This window comes from Paenibacillus sp. J22P169, from assembly GCF_059691995.1.
Genome location: NZ_JCAUAO010000011.1, coordinates 67,013 through 90,110, shown reverse-complemented (window position 1 = coordinate 90,110; position 23,098 = coordinate 67,013). Strand labels below are relative to the sequence as shown.

Annotated in this window: 27 protein-coding genes; 14 read left to right on the top strand and 13 right to left on the bottom strand. The window is 48.0% G+C overall.

What is annotated here, in order from left to right; genetic code table 11:
• Positions 1-95 precede the first annotated feature (95 nt).
• The 3 genes from AC58QG_RS31330 (at position 96) to AC58QG_RS31320 (ending at position 3,241) form a co-directional block, all read left to right on the top strand.
• Positions 96-1,121, top strand: a complete 1,026-nt coding sequence (locus AC58QG_RS31330; RefSeq protein ID WP_497365958.1) for a LacI family DNA-binding transcriptional regulator — start codon at positions 96-98, stop codon at positions 1,119-1,121.
• Between the two features lie 136 nt (positions 1,122-1,257).
• On the top strand, positions 1,258-2,262 hold the full coding sequence (locus AC58QG_RS31325) for an RluA family pseudouridine synthase (RefSeq protein ID WP_497365957.1): 1,005 nt from the start codon (positions 1,258-1,260) through the stop codon (positions 2,260-2,262).
• A 22-nt stretch (positions 2,263-2,284) separates the two neighbouring features.
• A complete protein-coding gene (locus tag AC58QG_RS31320; protein ID WP_497365956.1) occupies positions 2,285-3,241 on the top strand; it encodes a D-2-hydroxyacid dehydrogenase in 957 nt (318 codons plus the stop codon).
• Positions 3,242-3,346: 105 nt separating this feature from the next.
• On the opposite strand, the gene AC58QG_RS31315 is transcribed toward AC58QG_RS31320, so the two are convergent.
• Both AC58QG_RS31315 and AC58QG_RS31310 read right to left on the bottom strand, forming a co-directional pair.
• Positions 3,347-4,189 (bottom strand): 1,4-dihydroxy-6-naphtoate synthase, encoded by an 843-nt coding sequence (locus AC58QG_RS31315; protein WP_497365955.1) that lies wholly within the window; start codon positions 4,187-4,189, stop codon positions 3,347-3,349.
• Between the two features lies 1 nt (position 4,190).
• A complete protein-coding gene (locus AC58QG_RS31310; RefSeq protein ID WP_497365954.1) occupies positions 4,191-4,829 on the bottom strand; it encodes a futalosine hydrolase in 639 nt (212 codons plus the stop codon).
• 146 nt (positions 4,830-4,975) lie between these two features.
• Here AC58QG_RS31310 and AC58QG_RS31305 point away from each other — a divergent pair, with 146 nt between their 5' ends.
• Complete coding sequence (locus AC58QG_RS31305) at positions 4,976-5,581, top strand: DUF2087 domain-containing protein (RefSeq protein ID WP_497365953.1); 606 nt, start codon at positions 4,976-4,978, stop codon at positions 5,579-5,581.
• 436 nt (positions 5,582-6,017) lie between these two features.
• Here the strand turns inward: AC58QG_RS31305 and AC58QG_RS31300 are convergent, their stop codons facing one another.
• Positions 6,018-6,800, bottom strand: a complete 783-nt coding sequence (locus AC58QG_RS31300) for an AraC family transcriptional regulator (RefSeq protein ID WP_497365952.1) — start codon at positions 6,798-6,800, stop codon at positions 6,018-6,020.
• Between the two features lie 179 nt (positions 6,801-6,979).
• Between AC58QG_RS31300 and AC58QG_RS31295 the strand changes: the two genes are divergently transcribed.
• The 8 genes from AC58QG_RS31295 to AC58QG_RS31260 all read left to right on the top strand — a co-directional run bounded on the left by AC58QG_RS31295 (position 6,980) and on the right by AC58QG_RS31260 (position 10,788).
• On the top strand, positions 6,980-7,078 hold the full coding sequence (locus AC58QG_RS31295) for a YjcZ family sporulation protein (protein ID WP_497365951.1): 99 nt from the start codon (positions 6,980-6,982) through the stop codon (positions 7,076-7,078).
• 140 nt (positions 7,079-7,218) lie between these two features.
• Positions 7,219-8,229 carry a glycosyltransferase family 2 protein gene (locus AC58QG_RS31290; protein WP_497365950.1) on the top strand — a complete coding sequence of 337 codons (1,011 nt, stop codon included), beginning with the start codon at positions 7,219-7,221 and terminating at the stop codon, positions 8,227-8,229.
• A gap of 4 nt (positions 8,230-8,233) precedes the next feature.
• On the top strand, positions 8,234-8,680 hold the full coding sequence (locus AC58QG_RS31285) for a GtrA family protein (RefSeq protein ID WP_497365949.1): 447 nt from the start codon (positions 8,234-8,236) through the stop codon (positions 8,678-8,680).
• 20 nt (positions 8,681-8,700) lie between these two features.
• Entirely contained in the window at positions 8,701-8,991 is a 291-nt protein-coding gene (locus AC58QG_RS31280) for an alpha/beta-type small acid-soluble spore protein (RefSeq protein ID WP_497365948.1), read from the top strand.
• 111 nt (positions 8,992-9,102) lie between these two features.
• Complete coding sequence (locus AC58QG_RS31275) at positions 9,103-9,546, top strand: Hsp20/alpha crystallin family protein (protein WP_171631165.1); 444 nt, start codon at positions 9,103-9,105, stop codon at positions 9,544-9,546.
• Positions 9,547-9,692: 146 nt separating this feature from the next.
• Positions 9,693-9,911, top strand: a complete 219-nt coding sequence (locus AC58QG_RS31270) for a hypothetical protein (protein ID WP_497365947.1) — start codon at positions 9,693-9,695, stop codon at positions 9,909-9,911.
• 83 nt (positions 9,912-9,994) lie between these two features.
• Positions 9,995-10,414 carry a hypothetical protein gene (locus tag AC58QG_RS31265; protein WP_497365946.1) on the top strand — a complete coding sequence of 140 codons (420 nt, stop codon included), beginning with the start codon at positions 9,995-9,997 and terminating at the stop codon, positions 10,412-10,414.
• A 29-nt stretch (positions 10,415-10,443) separates the two neighbouring features.
• Positions 10,444-10,788, top strand: coding sequence for a hypothetical protein (locus tag AC58QG_RS31260; protein ID WP_497365945.1), 345 nt, complete (start codon positions 10,444-10,446; stop codon positions 10,786-10,788).
• Positions 10,789-10,807: 19 nt separating this feature from the next.
• Here AC58QG_RS31260 and AC58QG_RS31255 read toward each other — a convergent pair whose 3' ends face one another.
• The 4 genes from AC58QG_RS31255 to AC58QG_RS31240 all read right to left on the bottom strand — a co-directional run bounded on the left by AC58QG_RS31255 (position 10,808) and on the right by AC58QG_RS31240 (position 13,483).
• Positions 10,808-11,068 carry a hypothetical protein gene (locus tag AC58QG_RS31255; RefSeq protein ID WP_497365944.1) on the bottom strand — a complete coding sequence of 87 codons (261 nt, stop codon included), beginning with the start codon at positions 11,066-11,068 and terminating at the stop codon, positions 10,808-10,810.
• Positions 11,069-11,088: 20 nt separating this feature from the next.
• On the bottom strand, positions 11,089-11,331 hold the full coding sequence (locus AC58QG_RS31250) for a spore germination protein (RefSeq protein WP_436238391.1): 243 nt from the start codon (positions 11,329-11,331) through the stop codon (positions 11,089-11,091).
• A gap of 180 nt (positions 11,332-11,511) precedes the next feature.
• Complete coding sequence (locus tag AC58QG_RS31245; protein ID WP_497365943.1) at positions 11,512-11,829, bottom strand: hypothetical protein; 318 nt, start codon at positions 11,827-11,829, stop codon at positions 11,512-11,514.
• Between the two features lie 103 nt (positions 11,830-11,932).
• A complete protein-coding gene (locus AC58QG_RS31240) occupies positions 11,933-13,483 on the bottom strand; it encodes an FAD-dependent oxidoreductase (protein ID WP_497365942.1) in 1,551 nt (516 codons plus the stop codon).
• 164 nt (positions 13,484-13,647) lie between these two features.
• On the opposite strand from AC58QG_RS31240, the gene AC58QG_RS31235 reads away from it, so the two are divergent.
• Positions 13,648-14,172: a GNAT family N-acetyltransferase gene (locus AC58QG_RS31235; RefSeq protein ID WP_497365941.1), complete on the top strand. Its 525-nt coding sequence runs from the start codon at positions 13,648-13,650 to the stop codon at positions 14,170-14,172.
• 1,004 nt (positions 14,173-15,176) lie between these two features.
• Here the strand turns inward: AC58QG_RS31235 and AC58QG_RS31230 are convergent.
• The 4 genes from AC58QG_RS31230 to AC58QG_RS31215 all read right to left on the bottom strand — a co-directional run bounded on the left by AC58QG_RS31230 (position 15,177) and on the right by AC58QG_RS31215 (position 18,404).
• A complete protein-coding gene (locus AC58QG_RS31230; RefSeq protein ID WP_497365940.1) occupies positions 15,177-15,401 on the bottom strand; it encodes a DUF1128 domain-containing protein in 225 nt (74 codons plus the stop codon).
• A 124-nt stretch (positions 15,402-15,525) separates the two neighbouring features.
• The gene (locus AC58QG_RS31225; protein ID WP_497365939.1) at positions 15,526-16,182 is read right to left on the bottom strand and encodes a TetR/AcrR family transcriptional regulator; all 657 of its coding nucleotides are present in this window, start codon (positions 16,180-16,182) and stop codon (positions 15,526-15,528) included.
• Between the two features lie 59 nt (positions 16,183-16,241).
• On the bottom strand, positions 16,242-16,883 hold the full coding sequence (locus AC58QG_RS31220) for a YigZ family protein (RefSeq protein WP_497365938.1): 642 nt from the start codon (positions 16,881-16,883) through the stop codon (positions 16,242-16,244).
• 165 nt (positions 16,884-17,048) lie between these two features.
• Positions 17,049-18,404 (bottom strand): glucose-6-phosphate isomerase, encoded by a 1,356-nt coding sequence (locus AC58QG_RS31215; protein WP_497365937.1) that lies wholly within the window; start codon positions 18,402-18,404, stop codon positions 17,049-17,051.
• A gap of 47 nt (positions 18,405-18,451) precedes the next feature.
• Here AC58QG_RS31215 and AC58QG_RS31210 point away from each other — a divergent pair, with 47 nt between their 5' ends.
• Positions 18,452-19,813, top strand: a complete 1,362-nt coding sequence (locus AC58QG_RS31210) for an NAD(P)-binding domain-containing protein (RefSeq protein ID WP_497365936.1) — start codon at positions 18,452-18,454, stop codon at positions 19,811-19,813.
• Between the two features lie 117 nt (positions 19,814-19,930).
• Here AC58QG_RS31210 and AC58QG_RS31205 read toward each other — a convergent pair whose 3' ends face one another.
• Together AC58QG_RS31205 and AC58QG_RS31200 are read right to left on the bottom strand one after the other, a co-directional pair.
• Complete coding sequence (locus AC58QG_RS31205) at positions 19,931-21,451, bottom strand: type 2 periplasmic-binding domain-containing protein (RefSeq protein ID WP_497365935.1); 1,521 nt, start codon at positions 21,449-21,451, stop codon at positions 19,931-19,933.
• Between the two features lie 69 nt (positions 21,452-21,520).
• Positions 21,521-23,095: a glycoside hydrolase family 43 protein gene (locus AC58QG_RS31200; RefSeq protein WP_497365934.1), complete on the bottom strand. Its 1,575-nt coding sequence runs from the start codon at positions 23,093-23,095 to the stop codon at positions 21,521-21,523.
• Positions 23,096-23,098 lie beyond the last annotated feature (3 nt).

The following is a 23,098-nucleotide window of genomic DNA, read 5'->3' as shown; positions in this document are numbered from 1 at the left end:
TCTTAGTGTAGTTTAAAAACAACCTTCTTTTTAGTTTAAATTTAGTTTAAAATTAGAGATACAGAAGGTAGCAGAAAAGGAGACATCTCAGACGTATGCGCAAACGAATTACACTCCACGATTTGGCCGCCCAGCTCGGCTTAACGATTCAAACGGTATCCAAAGCGCTGCGCGGACTGCCTGGTATGTCAGAGCAGACAAGAAGTGAGGTTTTCAAGCTCGCGCGTGAGCTTGGCTACATGACCAAAGATCAGAAACAGACCCTTCAGCAGGATCTCATCTCACCGTATCCCGTTGTACAACGCAGATTCGTGCTCGTTCAGAACAAACAATCGTTAAACTTCAATCGCCTGCTGCTGCAAGGCTTGCATGAACGCTTCATGGAGTTTGGCCACACGGTTCAGCCTCTTCTCATACCGCCTCAACTGAAGCCCTCTCAATTCGATGACTGGGCCGAGGATCAAGGACTGCTGTATGCAGAAGGTGTGTTTATTGCACCACGGATGAATTGGGATCTCTTGGAGCAAAAGCTGCTGGAACTGCAGCTCCCACGGATTCTATTGAATTTTCCGCCACCTGAGTCTAAGGTCGACAGTGTCATTTGGGATGTGTATGAGGCGGTTTATCAGGCGGTGCGAAGGCTGGTGCGCATGGGCCACAGAAACATCCTTTATGTAGGTGACACGAAGGATCAACGCGGATTCGTCATCCGTTGGCAGGCTTTCTCGGAAGCAATGAAGGAAGCTGGGATAAATGTGGATCCTGGTGAGCACGCGATTGACCGAGATGGCTCGGAGGCATGGCTGCAGGATTTTGAGAGGAAGTATCATCTGCGTCAACCGACGGCTGTGATTTGCGGCATTGATGAGGAGGCAGCGCCTGTGTATCACACGCTTCGCCGATTAGGCGTTAACGTACCTCAGCAATGCTCGCTGGTTGCGCTGCTGAATGAGCAGAGCGACACGCTGCCGCTCTGCTCTCGCCCTCAGCTGCCGATTCGAGAGGCTGGCTATCGCGCAGCAGATCGCATGCTATGGCGGATTGCGAATCCGCATTTACCTTTTGAGCATGTGCGGCTGCAGGGTGATTTTTTCACAGGGAGTACGATTCAGAAGCTCTAGGTTAAACATGGAAACACTTGGTAACTCATATATAAATGTAATGGTCTATCATTTCATTTGCTTTTACGAACGTGGTATATTGGAGGTCGAATGATCTGACCGGAAGGTAAGCCATCGCACTAGGAGGTATTTTAATATGCAAAAAAAACAAGGTTCACGTCCAAAATCCAACCCAAACTATAAACCCAAATTCGGTACGCATAAACCGCAGGGCCAACCCTCGCACACAGCTAAGGTGAGCCAGGAGTCGAGCACTCGCCAGTATACGGTAAAGGAATCTATTGAACTTTTGCCCTTTTTGTTAGAAAAGCTATCGAGTCTAGGTCGAAATGCGGTCAAAGCTATCCTCGCTCGTGGACAAGTCGCAGTGAATGGTAAAGCGGTCACCGCTTATAATTACCCCTTGCAACCTGAGATGACCGTAACGATTAACAAAGATAAAGTCGTGGAGGATATCCCGCTAGCAGGTATGACGATTTTGCACGAAGATAACGATGTCATTGTGATTCAAAAGGATGCTGGCCTTCTATCCATAGCAACGGATACGCAGGAAAATCAAATTACGGCCTATCGCCAGCTTACGGCGCATGTACGGAATCATGATCCGAAGGCACGGATTTTTGTCGTTCATCGTCTAGATCGGGACACTTCAGGGGTGATGATGTTTGCCAAAAACGAACAGGCCCAACAGCACCTACAGAACACTTGGCAGGAAAGCGTTAAGGAGCGCACATACGTTGCACTAGTGGAAGGCATGGTGCGCAAGCCTGAGGGAACAATCTCTTCGTGGCTCAAGGAGCACGCGAAGTCGCTCAAAATGTTCTCTACACCGTACCCGAACGACGGACAGCATGCGGTCACACATTACAAAACGCTGCAAGCGAACAAGAGTTTCTCCCTGCTTGAGGTGAACTTGGAAACCGGCCGTAAAAACCAGATTCGCGTTCATATGCAGGATATCGGGCATCCCGTTGCTGGGGATAAAAAGTATGGCTCCAAATCGAAGGAGATCAATCGGCTTGGTCTTCATGCGCGTGTGCTAGCCTTTTTGCACCCGACGACAGGCAAGTTAATGCGTTTCGAGACGCATATTCCGAAGATGTTTTTAAACCCTTTTAAAGAACCAGGTGTGAAGAAATAAAACGCTAGGGGAGTAAATCCACATGAATATCGTTGTACTTGATGGTTATACATTAAATCCAGGTGATTTGGACTGGAGCAGTTTGGAAGCGCTAGGTGAGTTGACAGTCTATGAACGTACTTCTGAATCTGAGATTGTAGAACGCGCCGCACATGCAGACATGGTGTTGACGAATAAGACTCCTCTTTCAGCGCAAACAATCGGACAGTTGCCGAAACTCCGCTACATTGGTGTTCTGGCGACTGGCTACAATATTGTCGATATCCAAGCGGCGAAGGAGAAAGGCATTTTAGTTACAAATGTTCCTGCGTACAGCACGCATTCGGTTGCTCAGTTGGTTTTTGCATTGGTATTGGAGATCTGTCATCGGGTGCAGCGCCATAGCGACAGTGTGCTTCAAGGCGATTGGGCTGCGTCGATCGATTTCAGCTACAGCAGGTCCTCCCTTGTGGAGCTAAGCGGCCAAACCATGGGCCTGATCGGGCTTGGTCAGATCGGCAAACAAACGGCGCTGATCGCTCAAGCGATGGGTATGAAGGTCATTGCTACAGGCAGCGGGCGAAGTGTTCCACAACCTGTGGAAGGCATTGAATGGGTATCGCTTGAAGAACTGCTCCACCGTGCAGATGTGATTAGTCTGCATTGTCCACTGACACCAGCGACGAGCGAGCTGATCAATGCGGAGCGGATCGCTTTGATGAAACCATCAGCTATTCTGATTAATACAGCCAGAGGCGGGCTGCTTAACGAGTCGGATGTCGCGCAAGCTTTGAATGAAGGCCGCCTTGCTGGTGCTGGGCTTGACGTACTAACGGTTGAACCACCGAAACCAGATAATCCCTTGCTGCATGCACAGAACGTGATCATTACGCCGCATATTGCATGGGCAACGAAAGAAGCCAGAGCTAGGTTGATGGCTGTTGCGAGCAGTAATGCGCGGAGTTTTGCTCAGGGTACGCCTGTGAATGTGATCGGGTAGGTTCGGAAATACCAAAAAGCTGTCTTCCAGTAGATTTCATCTACGGGATAGACAGCTTTTTTGATGTTGCTATTGGACACTTCATCCAACGATCCAATGTAAGGACTATTTCAATAAGGCCGCATAATCCATCTGTGGCACAAGGCCTGTCTCAGCAGCACGCTGAAGCAAGGTCAAGACAGCGCCATAGCCGCTATCGCCGAGATCAGCAGTGAACTCGTTGACGTAAAGGTCGATGTGCTGCTGCGCGACCTGCGGATCCATCTCCTGCGCGTGCTGCATGACGTAGTCGCGCGAAGCTTCCGGATGCGCCCACGCGTACTCAACCGAGGCGCGAGCCCAACCTGCGAGAGCCTCCAGATCCATGGTGCGCCGAGCAATGATGGCGCCGAGCGGGATTGGCAGCCCGGTGTCGGACTCCCACCAGCTGCCCAAATCTGTTAGAAGCGCTAACCCGTACGACGGGTAAGTAAACCGCGCTTCATGAATAACGAGGCCGGCATCGATGAGGCCGTCCCGCACGGCGGGCATGATCTCGTGAAACGGCATGACCACGATTTCGCCTACGCCGCCAGGTACGTTCTGTTCGGCCCATAGGCGGAACAGTAAGTACGCGGTCGAGCGCTCGCTTGGCACAGCAACACGGCGGCCGCTAAGTGCAGCCGGGTCAGCCGTAAAGCCTTCGCTTGGCTTCGTCAGCACAAGCGGCCCGCAGCCTCTGCCCAAGGCGCCGCCGCAGGGCAGCAGGGCGTAATCCTGCAGCACCCAAGGGAGTGCTGCATAGGAGATCTTGAGCACGTCGGGGCCAGTGCCTTCGGCGGCCAGACGGTTCGTTATGTCGATGTCCGCGTAGAGGACATCGAGCTCTGGCGCTCCTGGGATTAAGCCATGCGCCCAGGCATGGAAAACAAAGGTATCGTTTGGACAAGGTGAGAACGCTATTTTCATATTAAAGCACCTCCGCTAAGACTGAACCTGCTGCTTCTAAAGCTTTCAAGGCATCGCCGATCCGCCAGGCGTCTCGGTCTCGCGGCCCCACCGCGTTGGAGATCGCGCGGATCTCGAGCACGGGCACGCCGCGCTGCTGCGCAGCTGTCGCAATGCCGAAGCCTTCCATGGCTTCGGCCGCAGCGCCAGGCACGCGCGCTGCCAGCGCAGCGGCGGTTGCCGCTGTTCCGGTGGCCGTTGCCACCGTCAGCACCGGCGCCGCTTGCGCCTTCAGGCCGGCTGCTTGCAGCGCCGCCGTCACGCGCTGGGCCAGGTCGGACGCAACGCTGATGCGCGTTGAGCCGAAGCCCAGCTCGTCTAGGCTGCTGAAGCCGTCCAGCAGCTCAACACCCAGATCAGCGGCGATGATCTCGCTCGCGATAACAAGCGAGCCAACCTCCGCTTGACCCACGAAACCGCCTGCAATACCGGCGATAATCAATAGGTCATAATCGGCTTTGGCAAGCTCGAGGGCTCCATTCACCGCTGCCGCGGCAATACCCACGCCTGCTAACGCATATTCGAATCTACGATCCTGACCAAGACCCCGCTGAATGGCATCTCGTTCAGGAGCGACTGCTGTCATGACAAGTATTCGCATGGTTTTTCCCCTTTAAGCTTTGACTTCTATACTCGTATTTTACATGACCCCTGTCCAGAAGGAAACTTTCGCGCTTGACACACTCAACTAATTTAAATATTATCTAATTAGATATACATCTAATTTAAACTTAGGAGCTGCCACCTATGCAACTGGATAAAATTATCACCTATCATAAAGCGCTCTCCGATGCGACTCGTATACGAATGCTTATTCTGCTTGCGGACGGTGAATCCAACGGGCTAACACTCGCTGAAAAATTGGGCGTGACCCCTGCGACCGTAACACATCACGCTGCAAAACTTCGCGAAGCCAACCTCATTCATGAGCGTCGTGATAAGAATACGATTTATTTCACCTTGAATGACGCGTTCATTCGCAGTCACGGTCAGGCAACTGCTGATCTTATTTTCAAAAATAAAAAGGAGGTACCTGCATCCATGGAAATAGCAGACAAAAACTCGAATCTCAAGCAGTCGGTTATACGGAATTTTTTCACGTTAGATGGCAAACTCAAACATATTCCTGCTCAACTTAAGAAGAAATTGATTGTCCTCGAGCATCTGGTTACCGAGCTTGAAAAAGGGCGCTCCTATGCCGAGAAAGAACTAAACATCATTCTCAAAAATTATCATCCGGATTTTGCAACCTTGCGCCGAGAGTTGATTATGCACCAGTTTATGTTTCGGGAAAGTGAAATCTATGAGTTGAACCCTAGGGAAATGTGGGCGAAGTGGGAAACCTTATCTTGAATTAGGACACCCCACGATTGTCCTTGTCCTGTTCCTTCTGTTCCTTCTGTTTTTTCTGTTTCTACCTACCCTCCAGTTCCTCTGAGTAACTTTAGATGGAAAAACTCCAGTTATTTTCGGAACTTTCCACTATTTTTGAAATTTAAATGGAAAAACTCCAGTTAATTTCGCCTAAAACTCTCCTGTAGAAGGGAATGGCCAATATTAACTGGAGAAAATACAGCTATTTCATAAATTTGCCCATTTGCTCTGCGATTAGATGGAGAAAATCCAGTTATTTCCTTAAACGGCCCCCGGAGTTGTCTGTATCGGTGTTGTTGGTATTGCTGGTATGGCCGTTTTGCTGGTATTACTGCTATTATCGGTCTTATCGGTCTTATCGGTCTTATCGGTCTTATCGATTTTACTGTTTGTATCGGTGTTACTCGTGTTACTCTCACATCTCCGCAAGTCGCAACAGCCACTTCTTATATTCCGTTGGCGTAATACCAAGGCACCTTTTAAATTCCTTGGAGAAGTGCGCATAATCATAATAGCCAAACTGCCCCATACAGCTTGCTATGTCCACCGTGGGATTGAAGAAGATTTGAAGCCGGGCCAGATTAAATCGGGATACGGAATTTAATCGCTTGGGCGACATGCCGACGAGCTCTGCACAAATTCGCTCAAAGTGCCGCTGGGAGTAGCCACTCTCAGCAACACTGATGGGAACATCCTGTTCCATCGGAGTTCGATATAGCTTGGACAATATATTAATCATAGCGGCATGCTTGGTTTCCGGTTGAAAATGACGGTACAAATAGGCCGTTAATAATGCGACCCCCTCGTCTAAATCAGCCTCTGCCAACTGCGGAACTAGCTCAGTAAGTTCATGTTCGGGAAATAAATCTGAGAGCGGAAGAAACTTGTCGATCAACTCACGATGATCCATCTCTTTGAAAGCACGCAATCCCCATGGCAGCAACCGTACTCCGAATAAACGAATGGGACCTTCTGCGGTAAGCGGATGATAATGGGATAGTGTGCCGACAAAAAACGCTCTTGGCAGAACTTGCCCACCTACGGAATAATCAGCTCCAAAATGAAAAATCAACTCTTGGCAGCCATCTGGCCATAGGGTTTCTCCCTCTTCCACTGCACTGTAATCCCGCTCCAAATACCAATAACATTTCACATATCGATGCAATGTCTCATCCGGTTGACGTTCCTCGTAAAGCATATGTATGATTGCCTCCTTTCCTTGCATGATGTCTCTACATTGTTCTGTTGCTCTAATCACTCCCAACCAGTCCCACAAAGGTGGACACGTTGCCCAAATATTTATTTCGCAATCGGGCATTCATCCATACACCCTCTAGTCGTATGACATATAGTAATTTTGTGAAGGGAGGGATTGACATGAGTTGTGGATACCCTGCTGGTTCAAGCACTGCTGTAGTCCTCGTTCTATACGTCCTCTTGGTTATTGTTCTAGCTACGTTCGGATTTGGTTGGTAATCAATAGGTAGATAGTATCATGGCGGCTGGGACGGATGATTTCCGTACCGGCCGCTTACTTTTTTAAGTCCTTTTAGCTATAATTAAAACTTAAGCAATGAATATCATTTATTCCCAACTCAGGACGGAGACGAGGTACTGTGTCTAAACCGATTTTGACCATTGTGGTCCCTTGTTATAACGAAGAAGAAGTACTCCCGGAAACCGTTTTTCAGCTCAGTGAGGTCCTAGATTCTCTAATAACAGATCAATTGATTGCCCCCAATAGTACGGTCTTGTTTGTAGATGATGGCAGTAAAGATGCAACTTGGTCGTTGATTGAGCGTTTCCATCTCTCCAATTCGTTCGTTACGGGACTTAAGCTCGCGAAAAATGCCGGCCATCAAAGTGCCTTACTCGCCGGACTTATGAAAGCGAAAGCGTATTCCGACTGTGTCGTTTCCATCGATGCGGATCTCCAAGATGATACAGCTGTCATTCGAGAATTTCTCGTAAAATTTCATGAAGGCTACGATATTGTCTACGGTATTCGTCAGGATCGCTCATCAGATACCTTGTTCAAGCGAGCTACCGCGCAAGGCTTTTATAAACTCATGACATCCTTAGGTGTAAAAATACATTACAATCACGCAGATTTCCGCTTAATGAGTAAACGCACGCTTGATAATTTGGAGAAATTTCAAGAGGTTAACTTATTCCTCCGCGGCTTAGTCCCTCTGCTAGGATTTCCCTCCACACAGGTCTATTATGACCGAAAAGAACGATTTGCTGGTGAATCCAAATATCCGCTGCGCAAAATGCTTGCTTTTGCCTTCGACGGCATTACCTCATTCAGCGTAACTCCTATACGTTTCGTCACAGTTATGGGCTTTCTGCTCTTTGCACTTAGCGTGGTTGCTGCTATCTATGCGATCGTAGGCAAATTTCTAGGCGCAAACGTAACGGGTTGGACCTCCCTTGTTCTCTCCGTTTGGTTCATAGGCGGTGTGCAGCTCCTTGCTATCGGGTTGATCGGCGAATACATAGGTAAAATTTATAAAGAAGTGAAGCAGCGTCCCCTATTTGTTATCGAAAAGGAATTGACGGAACACGCTCAGGAGATAGAATCTGCCACTTCGCAGGCGGTTCGACCTGTTTCATCAAGGCGGTAATGGGATGAGTTCTTTGAAACCTATCTTAACAGGCAGCTTCGCGCGTTTCTTACTCGTTGGTGTTTTGAATACGTTGGTCGGCTTGTCCGCCAGTTTCGCACTCTTCAACCTATTTGATCTAAATTATTGGGTATCGACCTTTGGCGGCAATACGATCGGTGCCGTGGTGAGTTACCTGCTTAATCGCACGTTTACGTTTCGCTCGAATGCCAGTATCGGCAGCAGTTGGTGGAAATTTGGACTTGTTATCCTCGTCTGCTACGGATTTTCCTATGGGGTCAGCTGGCTGCTTGCCGATGCGCTAGGATCGTATCTGACGAATGCTAGTGCGAGCTGGCTCCATAATGGCGCCATATTGGCTGGCAACGGCTTGTACACGATTGGCAATTATATCGGGCATAAATATTTCACCTTCCGTACTCATGATCTGAAAAGTGACAGGGCATCCTAACGCCTAAGAGGTGATAGACGATGTCACGAAGAAGAAGAAACCGGGCCATGGTGCCCGGATCCGAACATGGCTTAGGGCTTTTGAAGGCTCACGTCATGCAAAATCAAGGGTACGCCGTAAATCCTGAACGGCCAGATCTTGTGAAATATGAGGTCGCGCGCACGCTCGGCGTTCCCTTACAGCAAGGCTATAATGGACAACTCAGCTCAGAAGATGCCGGCAGAGTCGGAGGTCCAATCGGCGGCGCGATGGTGAGAGAGCTTGTTCGCATGGCCCAACAGCAGCTCGCCAATCAGCGGCCACCGCAATAGGAAACATGTCCGAATCTAGAAGTCAGCCATAATCTGCCGCGATTGCACATAAACTAGTAGCGAGCTGCTCGCAGCTCTACTTTTAATGGTGAAGTCAGGTGATGATGGCAGATGAATCCTCCAGGCAATCGTTCGTCAAAGCCCGATTGGAAGGGACTGTCGGCGCAAGCCGGCGATGTGCTTGGCCCCGAATTCTGGCAGGATATTGCCAGTATTATTCCACTAACCGGACCTAGAGTTGATATGTATGAGACACCACAAGAACTCGTTGTCGTCGCAGAGGTACCAGGACTGTCGTCCCCTGAGAACATCCAGTTATCTTTTCGCGACCAATCGCTCTTGATTCGAGGCATGCTCGTTCGGCCTTATCAGGTTAGCGATGAGCAAATGCGGCTGTCCGAGCGTTATTTTGGCACATTTGAGCGAGCGATTCGCTTGCCTGGCAGGGCTTTGACTGATCAGATGCGAGCGCAATATCATAATGGCTTGCTCATTATTCGTATTCCACTTGCACCACCTGATGGGGAGAAGGTCATCCCGATACAGTTTACATGAGACAATGGTTGATGAAGATTACCGACTCCACTTCTTGGGGAGAACGGTGATCTTTTTGTTTTTGCAAAAAGAGAAATGATTCTTCGTTTGTCCCCATATAAATAAAAGGAGATCTATGCGAAACTGAGGATTTGGAGGGAATGACGATGGTTCGGATCCAATTTCAATCCATTCATATCGATGACATAACGGAAAATTCCAGCGTGAATAAAGGCAGCAATCGGATCAGCGGCAGAAGGCATTCAGTCAAGACGAATCAAGGGATCGGTGAATTAACAGGTGATCACAATGTGGTGTTAGGCGGGAAACATTCAGTCCTGGATAATGATACGTTTGATTATATACCGAATACACGAAAGAGCTGACTCTGCCTATGTGGTTTCCAAAAAAGAAAGCATCGCGGCCACCATCTGAATCACCAGTTTTACCTCCAAAAGGGGCATCTCTAATGAGAAACGAGACTGTGTCGTCTTCCGTTCACACCCAAACCGTCCACCTATTGGAACAACGGCTGAGAAGGCTTGAAGAACAACTGGCCGATCTCTCTGCCAAGCACCCGCGCATTCATATTGATAACCTTCACGTCCATCAGCCTGTTCTCGAAAATTTGACCTTTCGACTCGACCAGCTCGATATTAAGGAATTGAGCGGTTCGTTGAATTTAGGGAACAATTTCGGCGCTAAGCCGAATGGGAAAGCACATGATGATGCGGTGGATAAGGCTTTCCAACGTTCACAGGTGACCAAAGAATCGAAACCAGAGAGATCCACCGACGGTGCTTCGAATTCATCAACTGCACAAGAGGGTTCAGGTCCCGAGCGAACCTCAACCGGCTATCGCTATACCCCGCCCCAGTCTAAAGCGTAAAGATGAGGTGATTGACCGTGTCGTCGTTCATGTCCCCAACCTTTATCATCGGCTCGATCCGTATTGGATCCGTCGAAAGTGCATCCTGCATCAATATGGGAAATAATTGGCCCACTGATTTTCAAAGTAATCAAAAAACAGTTCAAGGCTTTGGCGCTGTCGAAGGCGATCATAATCAGTTGGTTGGTACCCGCTCGATGCTGAACGATTCGGATTTCCTCGATATGCTCAATGTCGGTGATAACGAGACGCCGGAGTGGCTGCAAGAGATGATTACTGTGCAAGCACAGGCATCAGGCTTCACGGCTAACACAGCAGCAGCTTCAGCTCCTCCAACAGAAGCAACGACCAAAGCTCCGCAAACAGCCGAATAAGGCTGTCGCGGAGCTTTTTTTAAACACGACCAATGATTAAATCACCTTTGGTATACGGCGCATCAATGATATCGTTATCATATACGGTGTTCACATTGTTCCACACCAGATTGTGCTCACCGCTCACTTCACCGAGGCCGCTATTGCTTTTACCGCTCGTTGACCAATTCACTTGTGCATTGGTGCCAATGAATATGCCAGAGGCATCCGCTATCGAATTGACATGAATAGAGTCAAATTGAATCAATGGTGGATCTAAGGGTCCAGGCAGATTCATCATGGCTTACAACCACCCTTTCCCTAAACTTGATTGGTTATGGCTGGTTTAAAGTCCTGATCATTAATTGGTGCATCGATAAAGTCATTATCATAAATGAAATTGACGATGTTGCAAGTGACTGAATTACCGATGAATTCACCGGTGCCGTAATTGTTTTTGCTATGGGAATCCCAGCTGGATTGGGCATTCTCTCCAATCCCGATCGTTGCATTCGTATTCTGATTATTAATATTGATCATGTTAAACACGATGGAACTCGGCATGCTGCTCACTCCCTATCCGCGGTGGTTTCCAGAGCATCACCCTATGTACGGTGCCTCTGCCGTAAACCTGTATCTTAGCCTATTCAGGGGGCAGCGGATTGGTGCGGCATTTCGAATTGGTTCTCACAACAACCAAAAGACTCTTCCCCAGAGGGAAAGAGTCTTTGATTTCGATCATCCTCAGAACCAGAGTCCTGGACCACCGAAGCCGCCAAAGCCACCGCCATACGGATAGCCACCAAAGCCACCGCCAAAGCCATAACCACCACCGAAACCACCATACGCATAAGGTGCAGTGCCAATAGCCAGCAAATCAAATAAAACCAATGGGATAATCGCTTTAATTTGCACTTTTTTGCCGTTTTGTGGAGCAACAATCAACGTGTTACCGCTGATCCGCACCAATTTACCAGTCACCTGTGTACCATCTTTCTTAACAGCCAAAATGTCTTTTCCGATCAATTTACGCACTTCGTCTTTACGAATTCTGGATGCCACGAACGTCCACCTCCTTCACCCAACAGAGATACATTGCTCTACAGTGTATGGCTAATGGGGTAACATCGCATGGATAGCTGTCCATTTTTACGCAAAAATACGCTCATGTCTCTACGGTGAGTTTAGTCAATGCCTTTTTCGCAGGTCCTTCGATCACATCACCTTGGTAGGAATATCTGGACCCGTGGCATGGACAATCCCATGTTCGCTCCGCATCGTTCCATTCGACTTCACATCCCAAATGGGTACAAGTCGTATCGACCACATGCAGCTCCCCATTCGGTTCTCGATAAGCGCCAGCTCTCTTGCCCTTCACACGAACGACAGCGCCCTCATCTGGTGACAGCTCTTCCGGTTGCTTATGCACCAAATCAAACTTACCAGCAACAAACTCTTTCGCGACGTTGGCATTCTGCATGATAAATGTTTTGATGCTAGGATCGGCATGGAAACGATGTGGTGTGAATACGTCTTCATAGGGGCTTTGCTCCCCTAGAATTAATTTCGTATTCAGCATCGCCGCTACCATGCTGTTCGTCATTCCCCATTTGCGATATCCAGTCGCCATAAGGAGATGAGGAGCATCGGAGAATTGCTGCCCAATGTAGGGCATTTTATCTAACGTGAACACATCTTGCGCTGACCAGCGATACAGAATCTCCCGGAGTCCGAACGTCTCTTCTCCGAACTTCTGTAGATTCTCATAGTACTGATGGGTACAAAGCCCTTGCCCCGTCTTATGCCCCTCGCCGCCAATAAGAACCGCTGGCTCTCCATGTATCGTAACTGCTCGGAGAGACCGACTTGGCTTCTCCACGTTGATATACATCCCGCCAGGGAAAGCTTTCTCCGTGCGTGCAGCGATCACGTATGACTTCTCGGCATGCAGACGAGTGAAGTATGCGCCCTTGATATCGTTGAACGGGTAGTGCGAGGCTGTGACAACGTAATTACAAGTGACCTGATGCCCCTGCTTTGTTGTGACAACGGATGGCTGCTCATGGGATGCACCGACGACCGTTGTTCCTTCAAAAATTTGGCCACCCAGCTGGGTAATCTCCTGGATGAGTCTGATCAAGTAAGGCACAGGATTGAACCTAGCTTGATCCTTTATTCTGATGGCTGCTTTCGTCGCGAATGGCAGAGGGGTTGATTCCAGATAATCACCACCAATTTGCATCTGCCCATATGCCAGATATTCGTCTTGTAGTTGCTCTAAATAAGTATCATCACTCGTATACAGATAAGCATCTTCTTCGGTAAACTGACACTCAATGCCTAGCTCATTAACCGTTTGTTTGACGAGCATCAGCGCTTCGTTGTTCGCTTCATAATACAGACGGGTCTTCTCCTCGCCAAAATGGGAAAGAAACTCATGATAAATAAGTCCATGCTGCGTGGTAACTTTAGCAGTGGTGTGTCCTGTCGTACCTTCGAGGATAGGACCTGCATTCAGAACAACAACTTTAACACCTCGTTTAGCGAGTAAATACGCCGTGGTGATCCCAGTAATACCTGCGCCGATGACGACTACATCGGTCTTCAGATCAGTTGTCAGGGTGGTAAACTGAGGGATCTTGTCCACTGAGTCGAGCCAGAATGATTTAGGGAATTGTGGTAAAGCTGCGGTAGAAGCCTCTCCATGTTGAGTCAATTTACGTTCTCCTTTTGTACCAATTTCTACCTATTTTGTCCTAGGAGTGTTGATAGTATGTATGAGGAATCGATAACGCCTTGCCACGGAACATACGTTCCACTATGATAGAGATAACATTAGAACCAAATTGCGAGTTTACTATGTATACTAGGAGTGAGAAAATGTCAGAGAAAGTGAGTGCGTCACAGGTTAATATCGTTCCTTGGTCCGAATCGGATCTTAAACTTCTGCGGCTCATCAATGCGCCTGATATGATGGAGCATCTTGGAGGCCCCGAAACGGATGAGCAGCTTCTGACTCGACATCAACGGTATCTTACCATCAGCGAAAAAGGTAAAGGACATATGTTTAGCATCGTATTGCTGCCTGAACGTGAAGTCGTAGGCAGTATTGGATACTGGGATAGCCATTGGCAAGGGGAAAATGTCTACGAAGTCGGTTGGAGCGTGCTTCCCGGCTTTCAAGGGCGAGGGCTAGCCAGTGCGGCCTTACAGGCAACTATTTCCCACGCAAGCTCAGAGGCTAAATTTCGTTGGATGCATGCGTTCCCTTCCATTCACAATCCTGCATCAAATGCCGTGTGTCGAAAGCTTAACTTTGTCCTTACGCGTGAGTGTGAATTCGAGTACCCACCAGGACATTTCATGCAATGTCATGATTGGCGATTAGAGCTTACTGGTAATTAATAAGGGGGCATTATGAAAAGGACAATTTCCCACGTTGGCGTTTATGCTTCATTAGGCAGCATTCTGCTCTGTTGTTGGTTCCTTTTTTGGAATCCCTATTCAGAGACAGTTGCGAGTTCGGATACTGTACTAATCCTTCTCGTGATGTTAGTTGCACCTGCGGGACTAGGGTTGATTGGTTCGTTAGTGAGAAGTTGGAAACTCATATTGGTAGCTTTTCTCTGGTCACTCCCCTACGGACTCTATATGTCTGTAGCAAGCATACCAAGCATCTGGAATTTATTTAGCGTGACGCTTCTGTTATATCTATTATCAGCTTTACAAATGAGAAAACGACACTAGTGTAATAGCAGCTTCAGCCGGAACTCTCTCGGGTTCCTTGCTGGGGCTGTTTTATGGATTAACTGGATTTCATACAGCTAATTTCAGGGAAATATCCTACTGGCGGCGATTAGATGGATTTTGTACAGTTAATTTTGCTCAAAGTGACCCGTTTGACGAAATCGGCTGAAATTAACGGGAGGAAATCCAGTTATTTGCTCAAATGAAGGGATTTCATGCGAATTAGATGCAGAAAATCCAGTTATTCTGTTCAGCAGGCCACAACGAGGCGTGTGGCGCATGGGTTCGGTGGCGGGTTGGGGCTCCGGTTTGGGGTTGGGGTTGGGGTTCGGGTTGGGGTTCGGGTTCGGGTTCGGGTTCGGGTTCGGGTTCCGTTCGGGTTCGGGGGCTCGGGTTCGGGTTCGGGTTCGGTTCGAGTTCGGGGGCGAGGTTCGGGTTTGGGTTTGGGTTTGGGTTTGGGTTTGGGTTTGGGTTTGGGTTTGGGTTTGGGTTTGGCTTTGGGTTTGGGTTCGGGTTCGGGGTCGGGGTCGGGTTCGATTCGGGTTCGGTTCGGGTTCGGGGTCGGGCTCGGGGTCGCGTACTCGCTTCGCAAAGACAAAAAAACCGCCGTTCCAACTCAAGGTCAGATACAGCGGCATTCTTATGGCAGGTGTATTTGTTTATTATGCCTTACGAATCTTCCCAAGCTCGGTTGTAATCGCATCAATCTCGCTGATGCTGAAGCGATCCTTGCTCGTGACCATGTCATAAAGATCTTTCAAATCCTCGTACATTTCTTCTTTCACGTTGGAGGCTTTAATAGATCCCCCTGTTGCCATGCGCAGCTTTCTCGTAATACCTTCAAACATAAATTCAACGTTCGCTTCCGACCATATATTCAAATCCATCGTAATCATCCTTCCATCGCTGTCTTTTCATCATTTTAAAGCACAGTCAGGGTAATGTAAAATACAGATTGCCCCAGTACGCAAAAAGAAGCAAAGACACATCGTCTCGCTTCCTTCATTTCTTCTATATAACGAATGATTTCCGTACATTCGGCCCAACCATTTTGACTAGCGGACGCTGCAATTCAATCGAATCCACATCGAGGCTAACACAGATCAAGCGGATATGCTCATCTGCCAATTTGCGTGCTTCCTCGTAGGATAGCTTAAACTGAATACAATAAGAGATAAAGCCATGTAAAGACATAAACAAATTCCAAGGAAGTGTAAACTTCCGACCTTCGGCTCCCGGTTGATCTACCAAGACTTCACGGATCACAATGGCAAACATATCCAAGCATTGTGCTTGTTCGGTACGCGAGTACTGTTGTAGTTCTGGCTCGTTAATCATAAACATCATTTCGTAGTGATTCGGATTGCTTAATCCAAACCATACGAATTCCATCATTAACTTCTGAAGCAAATTCACGCTAAACCCATGCTCACGAACAATCATTTCCCGCTGACGCTGCAGCAGTAAGGCAAAATCGTCTTTAATTAGTGCATAAAATAATTCAGCTTTCTCATTAAAATGGTAATATAACGCACCATGACTGTACCCCATTGCTTTAGCAATGCTTCGCATCGTTAAAGCGCGATAGCCAAAAGTAGCGAATAATTCCCGCGCCTCCGTAAGAATTCGTTCTCTGCTAAGCTCTTGCGCGACTGCTTTCCTAGCCATTCCTATCCCTCCGCATCCTCAGCTCATATGAAATTTGTTTGGTCTTCTGGGGAGCCTGCCTATTCAGGCAAGCTCTCGTGAACGATGTATTCGTTCTCACCAGCGACGATCATGCTTTGACCTTGTGTAACATCAGTTGCCCAATTCATGAATGCTTCCGCTTCAGCAGCCAAAGGATAACAAGGAACGGTCACCTTGTCCGTAAACCCGATGTCTCCAAGCAGCATCCCTTGATTTCTCAGTTCATTTTCCAGCTTGCCATACCATGTATAATCGACTTCAATCAGCACGAGCTGATGATTTACTTTATAAATCGGCTTTCCTGCTTCTATGCCTGCCACAGCCCCATCCGTATAAGCACGAATAAGTCCGCCAGCACCCAACATGATGCCACCAAAATAACGAGTAACTACGACAACGGTATTCTTGAGCCCTTGATGCTTCATCACTTCCAGAATCGGCTTCCCTGCGGTACCGCTGGGTTCTCCATCATCGGATTGCTTCTGGATTTGATCCCGCTCACCAATGACATATGCACTGCAATTGTGCGTTGCCGACCTGTGTTCCTTCTTGATCGCTTCAATAAACTGGATTGCTTCTTCTTCTGACTCTACGGGCTTAGCATGACCGATGAAACGTGACTTCTTGATGATAATCTCAGACGAACCATACGAATGGATTGTTTTATAATGTGCTAGCATAGCCAACCTTTCTCGGTAGAAGGAAACAACTGTTTCACTATATTCTACACACAACATAGGACTTCGACAATATAGAAAGAAAATTTACCACATAAATAATGGAAAAAAAGGTGCAAAAAAACGACCTATCCGATAGGATAAATCGTTTTTCGTTTTCAAGACTAATTACTGCTGCAAGCGAGCTTCAAGTTCCGATTTTTCTTTCTCGTAACCAGGCTTGCCCAACAGAGCAAACATGTTCTTTTTGTACGCTTCAACCCCCGGTTGATCGAAAGGATTCACACCCATCAAATAACCGCTGATGCCGCAAGCTTTTTCAAAGAAATAGACCATGTATCCGAAAGAGTAAGGCGTCATATCCGGCAATGTTACGATCAGGTTCGGTACTTGACCGTCTGTGTGCGCAAGCATCGTGCCTTGGAACGCCTTCTTGTTCACGAAGTCCATTGTTTTACCGCTAAGGAAATTCAAACCATCCAAATCATCTGCATCTGTACCGATGGTGATATGATCTGCCACTTGGTCAACTTGGATAACGGTTTCGAACAAAATGCGATTGCCATCTTGAACGAATTGTCCCATCGAGTGAAGATCCGTTGAGAAATCAACAGAGGCAGGGTAAATCCCTTTGTAGTCCTTGCCCTCGCTCTCCCCGAACAATTGCTTCCACCACTCCGAAACGAAGTGCAAGGATGGCTCATAGTTCACAAGGATTTCAATCGTTTTCCCTTTACGATATAGGGAGTTACGTACAGCTGCGTATTGATAAGCTTGATTCTCGCTCAGCTTCGGATTGGAGAACTCTTGCTGCGCGTCTGCCGCACCTTTCATGATCGCTTCAACGTCAATGCCAGCTGTTGCAATTGGAAGTAAACCAACCGCTGTAAGTACAGAGTAACGTCCACCTACATCATCCGGAATAACAAAAGTCTCGTAACCTTCTGCTGTTGCTAGTGTTTTGAGCGCACCCTTCTCTTGATCCGTTGTTGCATAGATCCGTTTGCGAGCTGCTTCCTTACCGTATTTCTTCTCCAATAGTTCGCGGAAAATACGGAAAGCAATCGCTGGCTCAGTTGTCGTACCGGATTTGGAAATCACATTCACGGAGAAGTCTTTACCTTCTAGCAATTGAAGCAAGTGTGTGACATATGTCGAAGAGATGTTATTTCCCACGAAATAAATCTCAGGCGTTTTGCGTTTATCTTTTGGCAAAATGTTATAAAAGGAATGAGACAACATTTCTAGTGCAGCGCGAGCGCCTAGATAAGAGCCACCAATACCAATCACGACAAGTACGTCGGAATCCGATTGAATTTGCTTCGCGGATGCTTGAATACGGGCAAACTCTTCACGATTGTAGTTCTCAGGAAGATCCACCCAGCCCAAATAATCAGAGCCAGCGCCTGTTTTGTTATGCAGTTGATTATGGGCTAACTCGACTTGAGCCGCCAAGTAATCGACCTCATGCTGGGATAAAAAGGATAATGCCTTACTGTAATCAAATTGTAGTTTTTTACTCAATAGGTTCGCCTCCATCTCTATTTTTTACCTTTTCCTAGCATACTTATTTGCTTGTCCAAAAGCAAGCGAGAAAGGAATTCACAGGTATTAATTCCCATGCTAAAATGAACTCAGAGGTGAAGGGCATGAAACGTATCGGCTTTATTGGACTTGGCACAATGGGTAAGCCCATGGCTGCTAACCTTATTCAAAAAGGGTTTATGGTAACTGTGTATAATCGAACATCTGGAAAAGTGGACGAGCTTGCGCAACTAGGTGCTGAAGTTGGCCTTACTCCTGCGGAAGTCGCTCGCCATTCAGATGTCTTATTCACGATGCTCAGCAATGATGCTGCGCTCCTTGAAACATTTTACAGTGAGCAGGGCATTCTGAGCGGTATTCACCCGGCACTCACTATTATTGACTCGAGTACCGTATCTCCCCAAACAAGTCAAAAGCTCGCGGAAGAGCTCGCTGCGCACTTCGTCGACTTCCTAGATGCGCCTGTTACAGGGACGAAGCCGGCTGCTGAAGCAGGTACGCTTACGTTCATGGTCGGCGGCAGCCAAGAAGTGTTCGAGGAGCAGCTTGATTTGTTCCACGCCCTTGGCAGCAAAGCACTTTACCTAGGTCCAAGCGGTTCTGGTTCCTATGCGAAGCTCGCTCACAATACGATGGTCGGTATTAACCTTGCAGGGCTTGCTGAAGGCTTGTCTATTGCAACGAAAGCTGGGATTCACCCTAGCCAATTCTTAGAAATCGTCCGCTCTGGCGGAGCCAATAGCAAACAAGTCGAGCTCAAAGGCGAGAAAATTCTCGATCGCGATTTCAGCAATCAATTCTCCTTGAAGCTGATGCTGAAAGATTTGCTCCTAGCGCAAGAAATAACGGCTAAATTCCAATTACCAACTCCAATGCTGCAATCGGCTACAAATCTATTCCAAATCGGCCTCAGCAAGGGCTTAGGGGAAGAAGATCTTAGTGCTGTCATTAAGTGCTACGAGGAATGGATGGGACAACCCGTTGTTAAGCCTAGCGAGCATATCCATGAAGCTCAGAAGCCAGCCTCACCGCTCTCTGGTCGCGAACGTCGCAAGAATACACGTGTTCAGTTGGATATTAACCTGAAGCTGTCCATTTATCAATGGGAGCAAGAAGGCTCTTTCTCCGGGCAAAACATCGACGGTACTCTCTTCGATCTATCTGAGAGCGGACTGCAGATCACAACCAATGTGCTGCTAGCTCCGGATATGTTCGTTGTCATTCACTTCCCGCAGGAAGCAGGATTACCGCCTATCACGGGTCGCGTCATTCGCATCGTGACAGAGGGCCGCAGCTTCCGATATGGCTGTATGCTCTCAGGACTTCCGCCATACGTACGGATTAAGTTGGAGCAGTATATTGAGGATCATATTGCGAGTACAGTGTAAGAGATCAAAGCGTCACCTAATATAAGTGTGTTGCATGCCGTCTTTCCCAGCTTGGGAGAGACGGTTTTTGCGTTATGCAAAAGAGCCGTCCTAAGGGACAGCTCTTTCGGGTAACCGTTATTTCTTTTTCGCTTTTGCATAAGACTCTTTGAATTCTTGAATCACTTTATCTCCGCCAGCTGTTCTCCACTTCTGAATTTCAGCCTTCCAGCCCGCTTCATCAATTTTACCCATGATGAATTTCGTTTCGGCATCTGTGATCATTTGATCAAGCTCTTTACCTTTCTCTGAAATCGTAGCCGAATCTAGCGTAAGAGCCGGATTCACCACAATATACTTTTCATTTTCTTGTCCGATCTTCTTGTTTTTATTGAACAGATCGGGCTGTTTCATAGGTTTCGCTATATTGTATGCCTCGCTGCGTTGTGGCAAATTATCACGGTAAGGCTTCACTTCCTTCGCATCCGCGTCGCGATCAAGTGGCTCGGTAAATTCACCCTTATCCACCCAATGCTTACCTTCAATCCCTTTTACCAGCAGCGTCGCCATAGCTGGATCCATGAGCTTGTCTACAAAGGATAATACCTTTTTCATTTCAGCTTCGGTCTTCACAGATGACTTCGGAATCGCCAAGAAACCATTGTTCCCGCTCTCACTCGGTAATTTGATCCCGTTCGGGCCTTCTAAAGGTCCAGCATCAATAACCGCTGTCGGTACAACTTTAGAGATCTTATCCTGCCAAGTTTGGGCATTGCCTCCGCTAATTTGAATACCGCCGCGTCCTGATTGATATTGTTTATCGACCTCCGTCACATCAACTACTGCAAAGTCTTGATTAATCAACTTCTCTTCGTATAGACGCTTGAACAGCTTCATCGTTTCGAAGAATGGCTCCGTTACGAATTCTGGTGTAAAGTTGCCATCCACGACTTGCCATTTGTTCGGACCGCCCTGGGAAACCGTAATACGCGTCAACAAGGAATCCGCTTCTTGATTATATCTTTTTGATAAAAAGAGTCCGTAGGTATCGTTCTTTCCATTTTTATCTGGGTCACCTGTCGTCATCCCTTTGGCAACATTGTACCAATCCTCGTAGGTTTTGGGTGATTTAAGCCCGAGCGCGTCCATCCAATCCTTGCGATAATGAACGACAGAACGCCCTAAATCCCGGAACAGCGGAACACCATACACTTTGCCGTTAACCGCAATATTGTCATAGAACTGCTGGTTCTGAGCAGACAGGTTTTTGTACTCTTTGAGGTAGGGGCCAATCTCCCAGAATAATTCCGATTTGACGGAGCTAATGATGCTCGGATTGTTGTAGTTTAATTTAATCAACTTAGGCAGCTCATTTGAGGCGATCATAACATTGACCTTTTCATCATACGCAGCCTGAGGGATCCATTGAATTTGCAGATCTGTTTTCGTGTAGGCTCTAATCGCTTTCTCCATTTCACTGTCTTTCGAAGGGACTTCACCAACTTGATTCACCACAAGGGAGAGCGGAAATGGCGTATTGTCTGGCTCCTTCGTCGCGCTCGCTGCACCTTGATCTCCCGTACTCGAACAAGCTGTTAATACGGTCGTTGTCATTAGAGCTGTTCCCACAAGCATCGCAATTTGTTTTCTTCTGTTCATTCTTTTTAACCCCTCCAATGAATGATTATACGCTAAATGAAGCTTGAGCCGTTACTGTGTGGCTGAAGATCAATTCGTATCGAGTTCAACGTACTCAAAATAATCAAAATCCGCGTGGTTATTGCTCGGTTGCCCATTACTCTCCGCAAACAGGCCGATATAAGCGCCGACAAATCCACCCGCTTTATCCGCACTCAAGATGGTTGCGTCGACATCATCACATAACAAAGTCCAAACTTCAGCAGTTTCAGCATAGTCAAAGCGTAAGCTTTGCTCGAGCGCTTCCACCTTCAGATAGACGCGATCGGCATGAAGACTCTGAGACGCAAGTAACGTCTCGATGCCATTCTCCCTGCGTACGAGCCGCAGGATCGGTTGCGAACTCTCATTCATGCTGATCTCCAGCCTGAATTGGAAGTCATTGTTCTGCAGCAGCACCACTCCTGCAGCTTCATGAGGGCTTCCCGGCGTGAACGCCACCGAAGTTCGCACGGCAAATGAGAAGTGCTGCTGACGCCGCCCTACGAAGCTTGGATTCTCATACTTCGTGATGGAATCCGGCTTCAGCCGCAGCCTGAGATGCCCTGGCCGCTCCGTGAGGCTCCAGAAATCGCCCCTCGGTGTTCGCAGAAAGCTCCACCGCTGATCCAGTTCAGGTGCGTCGAAATGATCGCACGCTGGCTTCGAGGACCAACGATACTGCGGTAAATCTGGCCGACGCAGCTCCAATTCCACGATGCCTTTGCCTGGATTGACAACTGGCCAACCTTCTTCCCATATAAACGGAACTAGGAACGTTTCACGCCCCATGTTCCGGTAGTGCCCTCCGTAAGGCCGGGATGCTAGACAGACCATCCACCACTCCCCGTTTTGCGTCTCCACAATATCCGCATGCCCGACGTTTACGATGCCATAGGCTTGCCCTAAATGGCGATGCGTCAGAATCGGGTTCGTTTTGCCAACTTCGTAAGGTCCAGTCAATGTCTCCGAGCGAGCAATCGTCACGGAATGCGTATGTCCAGTTCCACCCTCTGCAATGATCAAGTAATAATAGCCGTTGATACGGTACAAATGCGGCCCTTCCTGCGCATGAATGCCCTTCAACGCGCCGTCCCATAAGCTGAAGGTTGGACCAACGAGTTGTTTCGTCTCCAGATCGAGCTCTTGCAACCATATTTCCATATGCTTCGGATACTGCTGCCCGGCTGGCGGCATACGGTTACCCGTGTAATACGCTTTGCCATCCTCATCAAAAAACAAAGATGGATCTATCCCGGGCGCACCTTGCAGCCAGAATGGATCTGACCAAGGGCCAGCCGGATTGTCAGCCGTTACGAAGAAATTTCTCCGCTCTCCTGTCGCGCTAACAACGAATGTCGTGATCATATAGAAGACACCATTCACATAGCGAATCGTTGGTGCGTAAATCCCCTTGGAGCAAGGCGTTCCATCTAAGTTCAATTGGGAGGGACGATCCAGCACATGCCCCAACTGCTGCCAGTGAACGAGGTCCTTACTATGAAAAATAGGAACCCCTGGATAATACTCAAACGTGGATGTCACCATGTAATAATCTTCCCCGACCCTGCAAATCGAAGGATCAGGATAAAATCCAGGTAATATCGGATTACGAAATGTAGACATGTG